Source organism: Planctomicrobium aquicomposti, from assembly GCF_051466325.1.
GTDB lineage: Bacteria > Planctomycetota > Planctomycetia > Planctomycetales > Planctomycetaceae > Planctomicrobium.
The window spans coordinates 1,328,070-1,345,470 of the sequence record NZ_CP195792.1 but is presented as its reverse complement, the minus strand read 5'-3'; the positions used below and the strand labels follow the sequence as shown (position 1 = coordinate 1,345,470).

Sequence of the window (17,401 nt, the reverse complement as noted above, 5' to 3'; positions counted from 1 at the left end):
ACAGAGTCCCTCCCGATTTCCCACCGTCCTTCCCTACCAGGCCTCCTCCATGGCTCGTCCTCACTTGCTGCTGACACTTGTCTGGCTCCTGTCTGGGCCGCCTCTGCTGGCGGCAGATGTCTCCATCACCGTCGCCGAACCGAGCGGCGTCCCGCGCCGCAGCTGGCCGGTCACTTCGGGCATCCCTTTCGCCGCCGGGGAACTTGCCTCGGCGGAGAAGGTCGCCTTGTACAACGCCGCTGGGGAAGAGGTCCCGCTCCAGGCGGAAGCCCTCTGCCTGTGGCCCGATCAATCTGTCCGCTGGCTGCTCCTCGACTTTCAGACAGACCTCGCTCCTCACGAACAGCGGCCATTCACGGTTCGTACGGGCGTCTCCCGCAAACAGGTCCCGCAACCACTGGTCCTTCAGCAAAACGGCTCTTCGATCTCGGCCGTCACCGGACCGCTGCAGATGCAGTTCAGCGACAAAGCGGGATCACTCCTCGGGCAGGTTCGCCTCGATCGCAATGGCGATGGAAAGTTCTCCATGTCGGAGATGATTGTCTCCGAGGGAGACAGCGGGATCCGGCTGGTCGATCAGGAAGGGCACGAGTTTCTGCTGGCCCCTCCGGAGAAAATCGACGTGGAAGCGAGCGGCCCACTGCGGGGAAGCCTCCGGCTGGAAGGAACCCACCAGTCGGGCGACCAGTCCCGCTTTCGTTATGTCGTCCGGTTGCACTTCTATCGGGGACAGCCTTTCGTCCGTTGCTGCTACACGTTCATTAATGATGACCAGCGGTCGCTGATGTCGTCACTTTCCCGGCTCGACCTGTTCGTCAACGAGCGACGGGGGGAATCATCCGCTCCGGAAGCTGACTGGGGAATGTTGAACCACAGCCTGCGCTCTCCGGTGCAATCGACGGTCGACCGGCTCTTTCAACGGGACGACCGGCACTACGAACTGAACGGGACCGACGCAGGAGAACGGGCGCCGGGCTGGTCGGCAGCGGGCTCGAAAGAGCAGGGAGTCGCCATCGGCCTGCGCGAGATGTGGCAGAACTGGCCCAAAAGTCTGAGTGTCAGTGGCGGCTCGCAGACAATCGGAATCTGCCCCGAGCTGCCGACAGACCTGTATGCCAACAAGTCGCTCGAAGAAGAGAACCGACTCTACTACCACATCCGCGATGGCTTCCACACCTTTAAAATCGGGGTGGCCCGGACGCACGAATTCTGGTTCAACTTTCTCGACTCTCAGCCCTCTGTCGCCGAGCTCGGCAATTTCTTTCAGGCAACAGAAGAGCCACTTCTCGCGACCTGCACACCGGAATACGCCTGCTCCACGCTGGCTGCGGGGAACCTTCTCCCAGCCGATCCCGCGAAATACTTCGGCTATGACCAATGGGTCGACACCTCGATGAAGTCGCACCTGGCCCGACGCGAGAAGCTGCGGGAATACGGGATGTTAAATTACGGAGACTGGTTTGGAGAACGGAAGGTCAACTGGGGGAATCTGGAATATGACCTCGCCCACGGGCTTTTTCTCCAATACTTGCGGACCGGAGATCGACGATACTTTTCCCGCGCGGAGCAGGCGGCGCGGCATCACATCGATGTGGATGTGGTCCACGCCGTCAATCCGATGCTGAAGAACCCGTATGGACCGCCGCCGCAAGTCGGCGAAATCTGGCTGCACTGTCTGAATCACACAGGAGGTTATTACGACAACGCCCCGCTGCCGGTTTCCAGAACCTATCAGATGGGCCACAGCACCAACTTCGGACATGTCTGGGCATCAGGCGATTTCGACTATTACCACCTGACCGGTGACCGTCGGGCACGGGAAGTCGCCATCCAGATGGCCGATGCGATGGTCCGTCACATGCCCATGAAGTATGGCACACATATTCGTGAGCTGGGATGGCCGACTATTCTTGTGCTCTCGGCCTACGAAGCGACAGGCGACCGGAAGTATCTCGACGCCGCCACCCGCAACTGGGAGGTGCTGCGCAAGAATATCGACTGGCAACGGGGCTGGGTCATTGAACTGGCAAAGGATCATTGCCGTCACAAGGATCAGCGTTGCGAAGGGAACGTTCCGTTTATGGAAGGACTGGTGCTCTGCGGGCTGGCCCGCTATCACCGGGCCACAGGCAACCCGGAGGTCTTGAAAGCGATCACGGTCGGGATCGACCAGATGATCCGTGAATGCTGGGAGGAAGACGAGCAGACGTTCCGCTACACCGCCTGTCCACTCTCCTCCCGCAGAAGCTACGGACTCTTCATGCTGAGTGCGGAAGCCATGGCCTACGAAGCAGACCTCACCAGCAACGAGGAGCACCTGCGGATCCTGCGCGCCGGCTTTCGCAGTGCGGTGATGGGCGACCGTGGCACCGACTTCGGGAAGGGTGCAGCCCAGACCATCCACTTCGCACCACATGCCATGTTCATGCTCGACCCGGAAACAGGCCGGAAGGTTTCACGTGGACCGGTATCTCTCCGTCCGTAAAGCAATGCATCATGTAGCCGCTGGGATCCAGTCCGCCGGGAGAACGCGGGCATACAGCAGAATGACGAGGCCGACCAGCACTGCCAGGGTCAGGCTATGCCAGAAGACTGCGCGGAGAATCGTCCCTTCTTCCCCCTCCTGACGCGTCGCGACAGAGGCGACGACGAGACTCTGTGCGTCGATCATCTTTCCCATCACACCGCCGGTCGTGTTGGCTGCAGCGGTCAGAATGGGATTGAGCCCCAGTTGCTGCGCAGTAATTTTCTGCAGGCCCCCGAACAGCACGTTGGAGGAGGTATCGCTCCCGGTCAGTGCGACTCCCAGCCATCCCAGCAGCGCGCTGAACAGCGGAAACAGGACTCCAGTACTGGCGAAGGCCAGCCCCATCGTGGCATCGAGTCCGGCAGCCTTCGTCGTGAACCCCAGCGCGAGCATCGCCGAGATCGTCAACAGCGAATAGCGGACCCGCCACAAGGTCGTGGCGAATGTCCCGGCAATCTCCCGGACGCTCATCCGCAGCAGCAAACCACTGAGGACCGCTGCCAGCAGCAGGCTCGTTCCGGTCGCAGAGAGCCAGTTGATGTTAAAAACCGCATTCTCCGGGAGAGGATGGTCGACCACCGGCGGCACCCGGACAATCCCCTGATGCAGCAGCGGAATCGGTACTTCAAGATGAGAGACCCGATTGAGCCAGCCGGGGGTCTCTTTCTCCTCCACTCCCGCTGCGCGCAGCAGGCTCGGCACACCCCAGCTAAACTCGTTCAATGATTTCTTGACCGTCGGTATCCCCCACAAAAAAACCAGCACCGACATCACCACCCAGGGAAGCCAGGCCCGCGCGACTGCACCGCGCGACAGAGCCGGCTGTTCCGAAACGGCAGCCAGTGGGGTGGCGCCCTCTTCCAGCCAGACCGTCTTGGGCTGCCAGAACCGCAACAGGACAATGGACGCCAGCATGGAAACCAGCGCACTGACAATGTCGACCAGCCACGGGCCGTGATAGTTACTGACCAGAAACTGCATGAGGGCAAAGCTACACCCCGACACCAGACAGGCTGGCCAGACTTCCCTGATACCGCGGCGACCTGTCATCACCGCGACGATCCAGAAAGGAACCATTAGTGAGAACAGCGGCAGAATGCGACCCGCCGCAGCGCTCAACGGTTCCAGCGGCAATCCCGTCACGGCAGCCAGTGCGATGAGCGGAGTCCCCAGCGCGCCGTAAGCCACCGGCGCGGTGTTGCCGATCAATGCGAGCACTGACGCCTGCAGTGGACGGAACCCCAGTCCCACCAACATGGCGGCCGAGATGGCGACCGGCGTTCCGAAACCGGCCGCACCTTCGATAAAGGCGCCGAAACTGAACGCGATCAGCAATGCCTGAATGCGGCGATCCGCCGACAGCCCGGCAATCGAGTTCTTCACGATTTCAAATCCGCCAGTCTGAACGGAGACGTCGTAAAGGAAAATCGCATTGAGCACGATCCAGCCAATCGGGAGCAGGCCGTATAACGCTCCATGAATTGCAGCCAGTCCCGCCAACCGGGCGGGCATGCCATAGATGCCGATCGCCACAATGAGCGCCGTCGCCAACCCGATCAGCGCTGCCAGATGTGCCTTCAGTTCGAAGAACGCCAGCAGCCCCAGCAGCACGACGACCGGCAATGACGCCACCAGCGCCGACAGCAAAACATGATCCGCGACCGGCGTGTAGACCTGCGTCCAGGGAGACATCCCGGTTCCTCGGCAAGTATGAAGGAGGAGCCGATGCAGCCACAGGCATCAGCCAAGCAGAAGTGCCGGGAGACTATTTTTCAGTTTTAAGGGCCGGGGCTGCGGAGGACTTTGGCCCTGCAGCTGCCTCGACCGCTGACGTCCCTTTGATCTTCAGATCGTCCCAGAGACCAAGATCATCAAAGGTCCCCAGACCGATCCGCCCCCAGCCAAAAGTCTTGTCATGGGCAATCTTCCGGGGCTTTTCCATGTCGTCGAAATAAATCTCGATCAAACCATCGTCGACCTTGCGGACCACTTTCACCGTGTGCCAGGTGTCATCCTTCCATGGCGTTCCTTCATCATTCGTCTCAGTGATCATGGTTCGCGGGGCGTTCTGCACCCGCATCACCTGATTGGAATGCGGGTCCGTCTTCTCTCCCAGATGCACGTAGTAGAAATTCGCCGGATCCTGATAGCCAAACACCACACACATATCACGGTGCCCGCGTGATGTCTGCAAAGTTTTGACCCTGGCAGTCAGTTCGAAATCACTGACGACGACATCCTTCAACAGGGAAATATTGAACGGGCTCCGATAAGGGGGCTTGTAGTCGCTGTTGCCGTGAATGTGGTAGACGTGATTCCCTTCGATCTTGTCGACAGTCCAGGCTTTCGGGTCTGTCGGCTCCCAGCGGTCTGCTCCGGTTTCAAAGTCTTCGGTCAACGTGATGGTCTTGGGCTCGGCAGCTGAGAGAGAAGAATCAGCAAGGCTCAGCGCCATTCCCATCAGCAGCAGTCCACAAGTGGACAGTGTCTTCAGGACACGGCCGGTTGTCCGAAATCCAGATCCGACCCCTTGTTGCCCGCCCCACACTTTCCGAGTTCGTTGTCCGCTCACACGTCACCCCCCGTCAGAATCAATGGTGGAAACCTGCAGTGTTCCGGCCACACATTCTGGATGGGTGCAGCCGATGGCGGCAACGGGAGCCCTTCCCGCGCAGCGCCATCAAGCATAAAGAGCGATCAACGCGATGAAAAGGGGCGGGGAGATTGCGCCCTACAGGGAGCGCGCCACATTGGCAGCGCGGGACGCCGGGGAACTACACGTCGGTCTCGTCTTCGCGCCCTACAAGCTGCGCTGTCATCACCGGGGCGAAGATGAGAACCGACTGATTCACAACAACATTGCCTCGACCGTCGCCATCATTCAGTGTCACTCTCACCTTTCGAGTCTTGCTCGAAGTCTGGGTGGTTGGGCTGCTGAAGGTGATGGACTGCAACAATTGTTGCACGCGCGGCGGCGTGGCTGCCGCAGTAAACTGAATGACCAGGGCTTTGTTATTGGTTCCCCCTGAGAACCGGCCAATCAGAGAACCGTCGATCCAGATCTCATTTCCATACTGGATCTCCAGGCCGGCCCCTTGCTGAATCAACAGGACATCGGTCTTCTGCCGGTTGGATGTGATGTCGACACGCAATGACCCTTTGTCAAAGTTTGCCGAGTCCGCATCCGCGAGGGTTGCTCCACCCCCAAACCGCAGCGGTTCCCCGCCGGGATGATAGGCCCGTTCCGAACTCCAGTTTTGAATCACCGGCAAGTCGTTCACGGCGGTTACATTAATGGTTTTCGTCACCGGGGTACTGGTGACACCGTGATGGGCACCGTCCGCATCCGAGACTGTCACCTGCACTGTCCGTGGCAGCGTCGAAGGATTGTCTGAAGAGCTGCTGAAGGAAATCGCCCTCAGCAACGTGGTCACGCGATCCGCGGTGGCGTTGGCGTTGAACTGAATCGTCAGGTCATGGTCTCCGTGTCCGCCGAGGAACGTTCCAATCACCACGCCTCCGACCAAGACTTCACCGAGATCATTGGTCGTCACCTTCTTCTTTCCGGACCCTACCGATTTAATCGAGAGGAGGTCGGTCGACTCGCCATTCGCGGTAATACTGACCCGGAGCACACCCGTATTGAAGTTGGCCGAGTCCTTATCAGTGACCTTGGCACTCTTGGCGATCTGCAGCGGAGCAGCATTCTCCTTATACGTCACTTTGCCACTGAAGCCGGTGATCACCGGTGCCTGAACGATTCGTCCTTCGCCGGTTCCATCGCCAATCTGCTCCACCCGATTCAACAAGATCGAAATGTTGTCACCAAAGTTGTTGGACACCGCCAGGTCCGGCAGACCGTCGCCGTCGAAGTCGTGCACGACGATCATGAACGGGTTCTGTTCGACCCGAAACTTCACCGCGTCGGCGAAGAGCGGAGTCCCCCCAACCTCAGTCGTGATATTCCGGAAGACGGCGATCTCTTGCCCGGCATCTTTCTGCAGCGTGACGACAATATCCAGCTTGCCGTCGTTGGTGACGTCGACGAGGGCGACCCCTTCCGGCCGCTTGTTGACGTTGTAGCGGCTGACATACTCGAACACGGCATCCGTGGACCCGACCGTCGTCAGGTTGGTGTAGATGTTGACATCGAGATCGTTGTGGCTCGTCACAACAATGTCAGGCTTGCCATCGCCGTTCAGGTCACCTGAGGCCGCGTGGTGCGCCAGATGTCCCACTGGCAGATTGACACGCGGGGTCATGGACAAGGTTGTCGCCCCCGCTTCCGTCGTGTTCAGCAATACGGAAACCATCTTTCCGTAGTTACTGCTCGAGGCGACATCGGGCTTCCCGTCACCGTTGAAGTCGGCGATCGTCAGCGAACGAGGATTCGCATCGGGCCCCAGGAACTGCTGCGCCGGCAGGAAACTGGGAGTGTTGGAATCGACCTCGGTTTGATTGACAAGAATACTCACGAGATTCGGATTGGCGATCGCGACCAGATCGAGCAGACCGTCCTGATTCATATCCACCGCCTCCACGTTGAAGGGGCTGCTGCCGACATTGAAGCGGACGGGAGGCCGAAATGAAATCGAATCGGACCCCGCATCTGTACTGTTCAGCAGAATGGCGACATCGCCACCATACAGTGAAGCTATCGCGAGGTCGGGGCGACCGTCGCCGTTGTAGTCGCCCACAGCCACAGAGTGAGAACGTCCAGCGACGGTCATCACAGACGGTGAGGCAAAGGTCGGTGTTGAGCTTCCCGGTTCTGTCGTGTTCCGCAGAATGATGACGAAGGCATTTTCGTTCGCCACGACAACCAGATCTCCCCGGCCATCGCCGTTGAAATCACCGACAGCGAACCCCGATGGGGCATCACCCGCCGGGATATTCACGCGCGGAGCAAACTGCGGCGTGACATCCACCAGCCCCTGCAGATCGAGGAACAGGCTCGCCTGCGGAGCGGTCTTCTTGTTATTCAGAATGGTCACTGAAACCTGAGTCGTCGCTTCTCCAGCAGCGAAATAGACGACGCCGCTCGCAGGGAGGTAATCAACGCCCTGTTTGGCCGACCCATCGCGCGTGGCATACTGCACGCCGAGCGGGTCATTCACACTGCCATCACGTGTGAGTGTGAAGACCATCTGTGCGGTCCCGCCCACCGGCTGTACGATGGCGGCGTTGCTGACATTGACGGTCAGCATCAATCGGGATTCGAGTGCTTCGACCGTTTCGACACGGGCCCCTCGTCGTCGACGAGATCGTGACAGCGTGCTGCGGCGAAAGAAATTTTGAAGGAGCCCGGTCCACGAGATCTGAAGCATACACTCTGCCCTCATTAGGAAGCCCAACTTGCCCACCGTCCGAGATCGGCAAACTGCAATCTCTGAATTCTCTTCAGCCCCATCAGCCCTGACAAGACGTATCACTTACAGTTTCTGTAACTTCCTCAGAGTTGCTAAGATTCTTAAGTCCCAACCTGCTCCATATCGAGTGATGCATGATCGAGCACCCCGCTCTGCCCCAGCCGACAGACATCTCCGCCCAACCCTGGCTGCAGATTTCCTGTTCTGACGGATTTATAGGATGGCTAACCACTTGCAAAATCAGCCTGGCCCTGAGCACCTATCAGGTTGGCAAGCTGATCCTGCTGGGCAGAAATGCACAACAGCAACTCTCCGTCGTGGAACGAACTTTCAACCGGTGCATGGGACTGTGGGGGGATAGCCAGACTCTCTGGATGAGTACGCAATTTCAGATCTGGAAGTTTAAAAATTTCCTCCCGGAAGGTGATAAATATCAGGGTTACGACCGGCTCTTCGTCCCCCAGATCGGCTACACGACGGGTGATCTCGATGTCCATGATGTCGCGTTGACGAGCGAGGGTCAGCTTGTCTTCGTTAATACGCTCTTCAGCTGTCTGGCGACATTTGGAGAGTCGACGAGCTTCACACCGCTCTGGAAGCCGCCTCACATTTCGCAGCTGGCCGCGGAGGATCGCTGTCACCTGAACGGGCTGGCCACAGTTGAGGGCGTCCCCCGTTATGTGACCTGCGCAGCACTCAGCGATCAGGTCCAGGGGTGGCGCTCCCACATGCGTGACGGGGGCGCTGTTCTGGATCTCGCCGATGGAAGGGTCGTCGCCCGTGGCCTGTCGATGCCTCACTCGCCCCGCTATTTCCGCGACAGACTGTGGGTCCTGAACTCCGGACGCGGTGAGTTCGGTTACGTCGACCTCAACACAGAGACCTTTCACGCGGTCACGTTTTGCCCCGGTTACCTGCGGGGGCTGACGCTCGTCGACAATTACGCCATCATCGGACTCTCCCGCCCCCGGCACGGAGGGTCCTTTTCTGGCCTGCCGCTGGACGAGCGATTGCAAAGCGAAAACGTGCCACCCCGCTGCGGACTGGTGATCATTGATCTCCACAGTGGAGACATTGTGGAGTGGCTCTGGCTCGAGATTGGCGTCGACGAGCTGTATGACGTGATTGCGCTCGCCGGTGTTGAACGCCCGTTGATTCTCGGATTCAAAACAGATGAGATTCTGAGGCTCAACCCGACATGGAGATAATCAGCTGAAATTGAATCGCACTCTCACAGTGTCACCAACACGTGGCCGACTGCAGTTCTGAACGAGAGGCCCTCCTGGACGAAGGGTTGATGCCTCCGGATCCCAGACAGAAAGTGATTGCGGTACCCGCAGCGCTCACTCCGCATGGCTGGCCGGCACCATGTTCCCTACGGCAACTTCTCCGGCAGAGGACGTAACTCGAGCCGGCGGACGAACAACTCCGCCCCTTCCGTCTGCACGAGAATCTTTCCCTGACGGGGAATGACGTCACGGGCGCGATTCACCGCGGTTCCATTCACAACAGAGGTGAATGTGTCACCGGCAGCGAAATTGTAATCTTCGCCAGCAACTGGAACGGATCATTGCCGGGCAGGACTGAAACCCTGGCCGAAGCTTTGCCACAATCTACGGGCAACCCGGGAAACGGAATTGTGTGACCGGTTCCCGATTCCGGCGGTTTGCTCCTGGCTGGGGAACACACCTGCGGTTGCCGCGAAGTACTACCTGTCCATGACAGATGATCACTTCCGAGAAGCAGCCGGCCATGCAATGCATTATGCAAAGCAGACTGGGGCGGAAAACAAGGGTCTGGAGCGGACGGAAGAGGACAAGGCAGTCAGGAAAACCTACAGAAAAGCCTCGAAATCCTCTATTTCTCTGCGAAAACCGGAAAAGAAGAGTGGACGTTACAGGACTCGAACCTGTGACCTCTTCCGTGTGAAGGAAGCGCGCTAGCCGACTGCGCCAAACGTCCCGATTCGCATATTTGAGTTTCAACGACCACTTTCTGCAAGCGTCCGCTACGACTTCATCTCCGCTTCCTGGTTTCCTTTTCCGTTTGCACGGATAGTAGCTGTCATTCACTCGCACGGAACCTGAACACTTTGATGTTCGATCATCCCCGTTGCGGTCACGCGCAGTTGGCGATTTCATCAACCGACGAATTCGCTCCTCGCGGGAAAATGGAGCCTGCAGTGGCGGGTGGCCATCAGCTCGCGGTCATGGCAATCACCGTTCCCCGGCTCTTATTTTGGAGCCGGACAATCGCCAACAGGTTCACCCCGCTTCGTCACAAGACGTCTCAGTCAGCCCCCGGAAAGCCAGGAGCGCCAAACGCCGATGCGAAACACACTCGCAGCAGGACTTCAATTCTCCTCACCCAGCCAGTCCGCCACGTACAGCTGGCTTGTCCCATCCGCTCCACGTGACGACGTCCACATCAGCTGCTTGCCATCGGGGCTGAAGACAGGCAGTACATCCGCCTTGGGATGAAACGTAATTCGCCGGATCGGTCCGCCGCTCAGCGTGGAATCGGTCGACTCGATCGGCATCGTAAACAGGTCGAAGTTGGCCCCCTGTGGACCGCGCGAGTAATCAGCCCGGGTCCAGACGATCGATTTCCCTGACGGATGAAAAAACGGGGCCCAGTTCACGGTGTTGAGGTCATCGGTGAGCTGCACTTCGTGCTTGCCATCCACTGAAATCGCGTAGATCTGCAGCATATGTTCCTGCTGACGATCGCTCCGAAAAATGATCCATTTGTCATCAGGAGAGAAGAAGGGACCACCATCGTAGCCGGGGGTATTGGTCAGCTGGCGAACATTCCCACCATCGGCATCCATGATGTAGAGGTCCGGATCACCATCGCGCGTTGAGGTGAACACGATCTGCTTGCCATCGTGCGAATAACTTCCTTCAGCATCGTAGCCAGGACTGCCGGTCAGCTGCTTCAGACCAGTGCCGTCGAACTGACAAACATAGATGTCCATCGAAGGATCGAAATCCCACTGATAGCGACGACGGGAAGGCTGCAGCTGTTCCTCGCGTGCAGCCTTCTCTTCCCCTTCGAGGTCAGGGTGAGTGTGCGCAGAGGCGAACAGGATCTGCTTCTGATCGGGACTGAAGTAAGCGCAGGTCGTCCGGCCCCGTCCGGGACTCAGTCGTCGCGGTGCAGACTTCCCATCCAAAGGCTGGACATAGATCTGATAGAACGGGTAGCCCAGGGGGTAAGCCTGATAGACAATCCACTGACCGTCCGGTGAGAAATACCCCTCACCTGCCCTGGGAAAATGCTCCGTGACCTGCCGGATGTTCGCCAGAAATTTCTGCTCATCCGTCTGCACGTCGTCCGCAGAGACCGAGCCCGCACTCCAACTCCAGAATAGTCCGACCAGGAGCATCATCCCCACCGAAGCGGGCAAGCCCCGCAATGACCGGCGATTGGGAGACAGCAAACTGGGCATATGATCTTCCCCGGAAGGCAACGAATAAAAAAACCGCACCGGACATATTGTTCACGGTGCGGCTCGAAGATCAATCGTCAGGTTCTTCGATGGCTCGAATTCCCTGTCCGAATCGGATTCACTAGTTGGCTTCGACAGCCTGAACGTTGATGCGACGTCCATCACGATCGAAGTACACGCTCCCTTCAACCAGAGCGAACAGCGTGTAGTCACTTCCCATGCCGACGTTCTTGCCGGGGTGCCACTTCGTTCCGCACTGGCGGACGAGGATATTGCCGGGGACAACTGCTTCGCCGCCGAATTTCTTCACACCCCGACGCTGTGCGTTGGAGTCACGACCGTTGCGGGTTGAACCCTGTCCCTTCTTATGTGCCATGCTTCACCATCACCAGTCTTATGAGTCCAGTTGCCAAAGCAACGGGAGAAATGTTCGGATTGATTAACGCTTGGAGAACTGGAAGCTGCGGCGGGCACCAGCCTTACCGTACTTCTTACGTTCGACCATACGGCTGTCACGGGTCAGGAAGCCACCTTCGCTCAGCACCGAGTGCAGCGAGGGGTTCTTGGCCTGCAGGGCCCGGGCAATTCCCAGCACCACGGCTCCGGCCTGACCGGTTGAACCGCCACCCTTCACGGTGACGATCACGTCCACCTTGCCCAGCATATCCGTAGCCCGCAGCGGCAACTTGATCATGCCGAGGTCGCGGACGACGGGAAAGTACTCTTCGAGAGGCCGGTCATTGACGGTGAACTTCCCGCTGCCGTCGACAATGCGAACCCGGGCGACTGACGTCTTGCGACGGCCTGTGCCCCAGGCCACGCCGAAACGGTCAATCTTGCCGCGAAGCGTGGGCTGATAAACCGGAATTTCCACGGTGTCAGCATCTGAAGCCGCAGCACTGCCGATATCCAGGCCCGATGCCAGAGTGGCCGGAGTCGAAGCGGGAATGTTGGTCTCGTCGGACATATCAGATTTCCGTAATCAGTCTCATTCAGTTGTGTCTGCCGGGAGCGTGAACGCGTGCGTCGCGAATCAGGCCAGATATTCCGGGAACGGCTTGGGAAGCTGAGCCTGATGCGGATGGTTGTCTCCGACATACAACTTCAGCTTGGACAGCATTTTGCGACCGAGCTTGCTCTTGGGAAGCATGCGGCGGACCGCTTCTTCCAGAATCAGCTCCGGATGGATTTTCAGAAGCTGGGCACCGGTCCGGATCTTCAGACCGTCGGGATAACCGGTGAAGTGCTCGTATTCCTTGGTGGCCATCTTGCGGGTGAAGTTCGGATTGTCTTCGTTGGCAATGGCCCGGCCGGTGAAGCGAACTTTTTCGCAGTTCAGCACAACGACGAAGTCGCCGGTGTCGACATGCGGAGTGTACGTTGGCTTGTGCTTGCCCATCAGCACAGTCGCGATCTGGGTTGCCAGACGACCGACGACCTGATTATTAGCGTCGACGATAAACCACTCCGGCGCAAGGGTTTCCTTCTTCGCCAGATACGACTTTTGAACCGTCTGCACGGCAATTCCTCAATACTGAACAACAACCCGATAGTGATTCCGGACCGTCCCTGCGGACGGAGGGAAACGGGGCAGGATAACGGACAGGATTCTCCGAATCAACTGCAGCGGGGAGCAGATTTCTTTGCTGAACCGATCTTGTCTGCTGCAAAAATCAACAGATCCTAATCCATTCAGGCGGTTGTTCTCCGAATTCTCGCGAACGTGGCAGAAAAATTGCGGCTGCTCGCAGCGTCTCCCTGCGACGTGAAGAAATGTCGAAGATCCCCTGCCAGGATTCCGGATTCCGACAGAACTGACGACGGACTCACAGTTTAGTCCCTCCAGTGACTCGCTTGCCTCCCGGTGCAGCCAGTTGATGGGGGGGCTCATCTGGGATACGATGTGCGCAGCTGCTCCTTCCGATCCGATCTGTTTCTCGCTGGCGATCTGAGCAAATCTCTCAATATCTGCTGCTCTGCATGAGCTCCCGGTTATGCCCCGAGAAATTCACCTCGACCAGGTTTCAGACACGCACACAGCCCTGCAGGCTGCGGTGGCGGAACTGGAGGCTGGAAAGCTCATACTGGTTCCGGATGAATGTGGCTGGAACCTGATGGGGCTTGCGACCCGGGAAATTTCGGCAGCAGCACTGCAGAAGGCGGCTCAGACACTCTCTGTCCTGCCGGTCGTGTCGATCGCGGAAGCTGAAGTGGTGGCGGATTATGTGATCGACGCTCCACGGCTCTTCCAGAAACTTTCCGCTCGCTGCTGGCCTGGTCCTGTGATTCTGCGAAGCGGATCCAAAAATGTCGAAGGCTTGGCGCGGCAGTGGCCGGAATCTTCCCGGGACTGGGCGATGACAGCTGACGGAAGGGCCTATTACTGTCCGGCCGATCCCTTCGTCGCCGGATTGTTGCGGGCTCTATCCGCACCGGTCCTGAGCGCGCTCGGGACAACCGACCAGAAACTGGAGAACGGGAAGCTGGACGACATTGTCAGCTTAAAAATTTTGCCGGCATCACGAAAATTTTCAGAGCCTCCCACAGTCGTTGCGGTGCAACGGAACGGGCATTGCATCGAATCGGCAGGAGTCGTCAGCGAACGGCGTTTAGCAAGACTGGCAGGCGAAGTGTATTTGTTTATCTGCACAGGAAATACCTGCCGCAGCCCCATGGCTGAGGCAATCTTCCGCAAGATGCTGGCTGACCGGCTCAAATGCCGGGAAGACGATCTGATGGATCGTGGATTCGTCGTGGTCTCGGCCGGACTGGCGGCCCCGCGCGGAGCGGCCGCGAGTCCTGAAGCGGTCGTCCTGCTCCGCGAAGAGGGGATCGACCTGAGTGGTCACGAAAGCCAGCCAGTCACGGAAGAACTGCTGTTCCGCTGTGACTACATTTTCGCCATGACGAGAAATCACCGAGAGGCGGTTGTCTCCGCATTCCCGGAACTGGCGAACAACGTTCGCCTGCTCTCTCCGGAAAACGAAGACGTGTCCGACCCCATCGGTGCGGGCATGGAAGAATATGCCCGCTGCCGCGACGAAATCACGGGTCACCTCACGCACTGGCTCGACCAGATTGAATTTCCAGCCCACTGAGCAAAAAGCACGACAATGAAAATCGCGATTGCCAGCGACCATCGCGGAGTCCGCGTCAAAGGCCAGATCCTGGCCCAGCTTGAAGAACTCGGACACACCGCACTCGACTTCGGTCCTGATGATTCCAAAAGCGTCGACTACCCCGACTTTGCCTTTCAGGTGGCAGAGGCGGTCAGCTCGGGCGAAGTGGATCGCGGGATTCTCGTCTGCGGCACTGGCATGGGCATGTGCATTGCCGCGAATAAATTCTGCGGTGTACGGGCAGTCACCTGCCATGACGACGTCACCGCCGAGTACAGCCGTCGGCACAATAACGCCAATGTCATGTGCCTCTCAGCCGACATGCTCGGTGACCGGCTGCTCGACCGGATCGTCGAAATCTGGCTGCGAACGGAGTTCGAAGGGGGACGGCACCAGCGTCGACTGGAAAAAATTCTGACCTGGGAGGCAACACACGGCTGCGTCAGCAAGGCCCGGGAGGCCAAGGAAGACTGCCACGGCAACAATGGTGAAGTGACTCAACCGGCAACCGTCGCTGCCGCGGGGAAACAGACTCCCCAGAAGTGATCCGGATTTTGTATGCTTCGCGGCACAGCGGGCCTCTCGTGCCCCTGAGCCCGGAGTCCCTTCCGGATTTGAATACCTTCCCCCGATTCTGCTTCTTTGGAGTAACCGTCCGTGTCTGATCCTTCACGCCTGAAATTTTCCAAGACACACGAGTGGGTGTCCGTCGATGGCGATGTGGCCACAATGGGTATCAGCGACTTCGCCGTGCAGGCACTGACTGATGTCGTCCACCTGGAACTGCCCCAGACCGGACGAACCGTTGCCGTGGGCGATACCATGGGGGAAATCGAAAGCGTCAAGGCGGTCTCCGATCTCTATGCGCCTGTGGCAGGAGAAATCATCGCCGTGAATGAAGACCTCCAGAACGACCTCGGCCAGCTGTCGGAGGATCCGTTCGGAAAGGGCTGGATCGCGAAGATCCGCATGTCCAAGCCGGCGGACGTCAACACGCTGCTCTCGCATGCAGATTATGTGGCCCAGCAGGACGGCCACTAACACAGAGTTTGATGTTTGATCGACCGCCCTCACTGGGCACGGTGGTGTTTTTTATCGATCGAATATCGCGTTGCTCGGGCACACGAAACGGCAACCGGCTCCGACCGGTATCCTCGTGCCCGCACAGGCATCACGAGGAACGAGTCGAGTGTTTTTGACTGACCCGTTCTCGCCAACGCAACAGTGAGCGTTTCACCAGAAACGAAGGCTGCGCGGGCACTGGAAAGAGTCACCTCGATCACAGCGCCACTGGGCGAGCACGGAACTGCGCGGTGACAAGCGGGTTCGAGAGACCCACAAGTTCTTCAGGCGAAATCCGTCTCCGGCCGAATCCCCTCATTCCGCCGGCGACTTCTTTTCAGGAGCACCGTAATGCGTCCAGTGTTTGCGGCTGTTGTGGTCTGCCTCGGGGTTTGCAGTCAGCTGCCCGCCATGGAAGAACAGGGAGCCCTCACCGTCGCACAGGCCGCCAAGGTGATTAACCTGTCGACGTGGAAAGTCAAAGGGCTGACCCTTCCGGAATCGGGCCAGGTCGCCCAGCTCCACTGCGAACTTCGCGGGAGCCCCACCACCGTCTTCAAAGCGATTCAGGAACAACTCGTCGCCGAAAAGTGGGAGGAATTGCCACAGTCCTATGTGAACGAGCAATCGGTCAGCGCCACGTTTGCCAAAGAGGGATTTCTGCTGTCGGTCTCCCTGTATCCCGCCACGAAAGAAAACTCCGTCACACTGACAATCACCAACCACGGGAATGTCAATGTGGCGAAGCTGCCGGTCCCGCAGGAGGCGACACCGCTCTACACCAGCGGGACGTCCGCCATGTTTCTGACGCCGGGCGCTCCGGAAGAAGTTGCGAAAATCCTGCGAGTTCTGATCCTCAGCAACCGAGGCTGGGAGCCATACGGCGAAGCAGGGGATGTCGCCTGGTACAAGCGGGGAGCTCAACGGATCAGCGTCCGCTGTACGGCGGCTCCGGCCCACGCAGGCAAAACGATTATTGATTTTTCGGGAACGCTCCTCTCGGCCGACCTCCCGGCTCCCCCCGAGGCCTCCAAGCTGCAGTACTCCGATTCCCGCACCCAGCTCGCAGCCGACACTCCTCTTTCGACAGCGGAACTGGCAACGCACTATCGGGCAGCCCTGAAGACGTCCGGCTGGGAAGCGACCACCGACAAGCCGTTCCAGTCGTCCATTTACGAAGAGATGATCTTTCGTAACCCGGCGAACGAAATGCTGACGCTCAAAATGAGCACCGTCGAGGGAAAGACTCGAATGCTGCTCCGCTTCCAGACCGCGCGTGAAGTTGCCGAAGAGATGCGCATCGCTCAGGAAAAGGTCGCCGCCAGCAAGGCCAAGTCTGAAACCGCCCTGCCGAAGTACATTCTGCCCCTGCCACAAGGGGCACACAGCGTGAACCACAAGCCGACGCATATCGAGTTCCAGCTCAAGAGCGGCACAGCGCTTGCCGAGCTCGCCAACCTGCGGAAGACTCTGGAAAAAGATGGCTGGAAAGCAGCCGAAGTTCAGGCCGAGGCGAATTTTGGGACAGCCGAGTTCTCGCGCGACGACCAGAAGCTGCTGATTGTCTATCTCGACCCGGGGATCATTCCGGCCGAGTTCACGGTGACTTCGCATGGATTCACACTCGAAAAAGAAGCCAATTGAGGTCCGTCGCTCCTGACGGGTCTCCCGTCGCCCGCAGTGCGGTTGATTGTCAGCGGCACCGGCACCGGGTCCGGAAACGGAACCTTCCGCCCTCGCTCCAAAAAAGATGAGGAAAGGTCGCCCCGCAGAAGCAATTCCCAACCCTGCCGAAACGCTTTAGAAACCCGAAAGCGAACGGAAGTCAACCGCGTAAAACCGGTTGCTGCGTTGTTCCGCCCCGGCCTCTTCC

The 17,401-nt window shown here is 58.7% G+C and carries 13 protein-coding genes and 1 tRNA gene; 6 read left to right on the top strand and 8 right to left on the bottom strand.

Annotated features, from left to right (window positions below):
• The first annotated feature begins 49 nt into the window (after positions 1 to 49).
• Complete coding sequence (locus SH664x_RS05115; RefSeq protein ID WP_437205607.1) at positions 50 to 2,485, top strand: beta-L-arabinofuranosidase domain-containing protein; 2,436 nt, start codon at positions 50 to 52, stop codon at positions 2,483 to 2,485.
• 9 nt (positions 2,486 to 2,494) lie between these two features.
• On the opposite strand, the gene SH664x_RS05110 is transcribed toward SH664x_RS05115, so the two are convergent.
• From SH664x_RS05110 to SH664x_RS05100, 3 genes are all read right to left on the bottom strand, one after another.
• The gene (locus SH664x_RS05110; protein WP_437205606.1) at positions 2,495 to 4,219 is read right to left on the bottom strand and encodes an L-lactate permease; all 1,725 of its coding nucleotides are present in this window, start codon (positions 4,217 to 4,219) and stop codon (positions 2,495 to 2,497) included.
• A gap of 73 nt (positions 4,220 to 4,292) precedes the next feature.
• Positions 4,293 to 4,988 carry a hypothetical protein gene (locus SH664x_RS05105; protein ID WP_437205604.1) on the bottom strand — a complete coding sequence of 232 codons (696 nt, stop codon included), beginning with the start codon at positions 4,986 to 4,988 and terminating at the stop codon, positions 4,293 to 4,295.
• Between the two features lie 313 nt (positions 4,989 to 5,301).
• Positions 5,302 to 7,854, bottom strand: coding sequence for an FG-GAP-like repeat-containing protein (locus SH664x_RS05100; protein WP_437205602.1), 2,553 nt, complete (start codon positions 7,852 to 7,854; stop codon positions 5,302 to 5,304).
• Between the two features lie 176 nt (positions 7,855 to 8,030).
• On the opposite strand from SH664x_RS05100, the gene SH664x_RS05095 reads away from it, so the two are divergent.
• Entirely contained in the window at positions 8,031 to 9,104 is a 1,074-nt protein-coding gene (locus SH664x_RS05095) for a TIGR03032 family protein (RefSeq protein WP_437205601.1), read from the top strand.
• Positions 9,105 to 9,784: 680 nt separating this feature from the next.
• Here the strand turns inward: SH664x_RS05095 and SH664x_RS05090 are convergent.
• The 5 genes from SH664x_RS05090 to rplM all read right to left on the bottom strand — a co-directional run bounded on the left by SH664x_RS05090 (position 9,785) and on the right by rplM (position 12,872).
• Positions 9,785 to 9,858, bottom strand: a tRNA-Val gene (locus SH664x_RS05090).
• Positions 9,859 to 10,249: 391 nt separating this feature from the next.
• The gene (locus tag SH664x_RS05085; protein ID WP_437205600.1) at positions 10,250 to 11,347 is read right to left on the bottom strand and encodes a biopolymer transporter Tol; all 1,098 of its coding nucleotides are present in this window, start codon (positions 11,345 to 11,347) and stop codon (positions 10,250 to 10,252) included.
• A 121-nt stretch (positions 11,348 to 11,468) separates the two neighbouring features.
• Entirely contained in the window at positions 11,469 to 11,723 is a 255-nt protein-coding gene (gene rpmA, locus SH664x_RS05080) for a 50S ribosomal protein L27 (RefSeq protein ID WP_437205598.1), read from the bottom strand.
• A 63-nt stretch (positions 11,724 to 11,786) separates the two neighbouring features.
• Entirely contained in the window at positions 11,787 to 12,314 is a 528-nt protein-coding gene (gene rpsI / locus SH664x_RS05075; protein ID WP_437205594.1) for a 30S ribosomal protein S9, read from the bottom strand.
• 66 nt (positions 12,315 to 12,380) lie between these two features.
• Positions 12,381 to 12,872, bottom strand: coding sequence for a 50S ribosomal protein L13 (gene rplM / locus SH664x_RS05070; protein ID WP_437207182.1), 492 nt, complete (start codon positions 12,870 to 12,872; stop codon positions 12,381 to 12,383).
• A gap of 469 nt (positions 12,873 to 13,341) precedes the next feature.
• Here rplM and SH664x_RS05065 point away from each other — a divergent pair, with 469 nt between their 5' ends.
• The 4 genes from SH664x_RS05065 to SH664x_RS05050 all read left to right on the top strand — a co-directional run bounded on the left by SH664x_RS05065 (position 13,342) and on the right by SH664x_RS05050 (position 17,172).
• Positions 13,342 to 14,445 carry a hypothetical protein gene (locus tag SH664x_RS05065; RefSeq protein ID WP_437205592.1) on the top strand — a complete coding sequence of 368 codons (1,104 nt, stop codon included), beginning with the start codon at positions 13,342 to 13,344 and terminating at the stop codon, positions 14,443 to 14,445.
• Positions 14,446 to 14,460: 15 nt separating this feature from the next.
• Positions 14,461 to 15,012 (top strand): ribose 5-phosphate isomerase B, encoded by a 552-nt coding sequence (gene rpiB / locus SH664x_RS05060; RefSeq protein WP_437205590.1) that lies wholly within the window; start codon positions 14,461 to 14,463, stop codon positions 15,010 to 15,012.
• Between the two features lie 111 nt (positions 15,013 to 15,123).
• The gene (gene gcvH / locus SH664x_RS05055; RefSeq protein WP_437205588.1) at positions 15,124 to 15,507 is read left to right on the top strand and encodes a glycine cleavage system protein GcvH; all 384 of its coding nucleotides are present in this window, start codon (positions 15,124 to 15,126) and stop codon (positions 15,505 to 15,507) included.
• Positions 15,508 to 15,879: 372 nt separating this feature from the next.
• Positions 15,880 to 17,172, top strand: a complete 1,293-nt coding sequence (locus SH664x_RS05050; RefSeq protein WP_437205586.1) for a hypothetical protein — start codon at positions 15,880 to 15,882, stop codon at positions 17,170 to 17,172.
• Positions 17,173 to 17,401: the final 229 nt, after the last annotated feature.

What these genes read in the sequence shown, in the direction of transcription:
- SH664x_RS05095 (WP_437205601.1), top strand. Translation starts at nt 8,031, where the DNA reads ATGATCGAGCACCCCGCTCTGCCCCAGCCGACAGACATCTCCGCCCAA.
- SH664x_RS05110 (WP_437205606.1), bottom strand. Translation starts at nt 4,219, where the DNA reads ATGTCTCCCTGGACGCAGGTCTACACGCCGGTCGCGGATCATGTTTTG.
- SH664x_RS05085 (WP_437205600.1), bottom strand. Translation starts at nt 11,347, where the DNA reads ATGCCCAGTTTGCTGTCTCCCAATCGCCGGTCATTGCGGGGCTTGCCC.
- rpiB (WP_437205590.1), top strand. Translation starts at nt 14,461, where the DNA reads ATGAAAATCGCGATTGCCAGCGACCATCGCGGAGTCCGCGTCAAAGGC.
- rpsI (WP_437205594.1), bottom strand. Translation starts at nt 12,314, where the DNA reads ATGTCCGACGAGACCAACATTCCCGCTTCGACTCCGGCCACTCTGGCA.
- SH664x_RS05105 (WP_437205604.1), bottom strand. Translation starts at nt 4,988, where the DNA reads ATGGGAATGGCGCTGAGCCTTGCTGATTCTTCTCTCTCAGCTGCCGAG.
- SH664x_RS05065 (WP_437205592.1), top strand. Translation starts at nt 13,342, where the DNA reads ATGCCCCGAGAAATTCACCTCGACCAGGTTTCAGACACGCACACAGCC.
- SH664x_RS05100 (WP_437205602.1), bottom strand. Translation starts at nt 7,854, where the DNA reads ATGCTTCAGATCTCGTGGACCGGGCTCCTTCAAAATTTCTTTCGCCGC.
- rpmA (WP_437205598.1), bottom strand. Translation starts at nt 11,723, where the DNA reads ATGGCACATAAGAAGGGACAGGGTTCAACCCGCAACGGTCGTGACTCC.
- SH664x_RS05115 (WP_437205607.1), top strand. Translation starts at nt 50, where the DNA reads ATGGCTCGTCCTCACTTGCTGCTGACACTTGTCTGGCTCCTGTCTGGG.
- SH664x_RS05050 (WP_437205586.1), top strand. Translation starts at nt 15,880, where the DNA reads ATGCGTCCAGTGTTTGCGGCTGTTGTGGTCTGCCTCGGGGTTTGCAGT.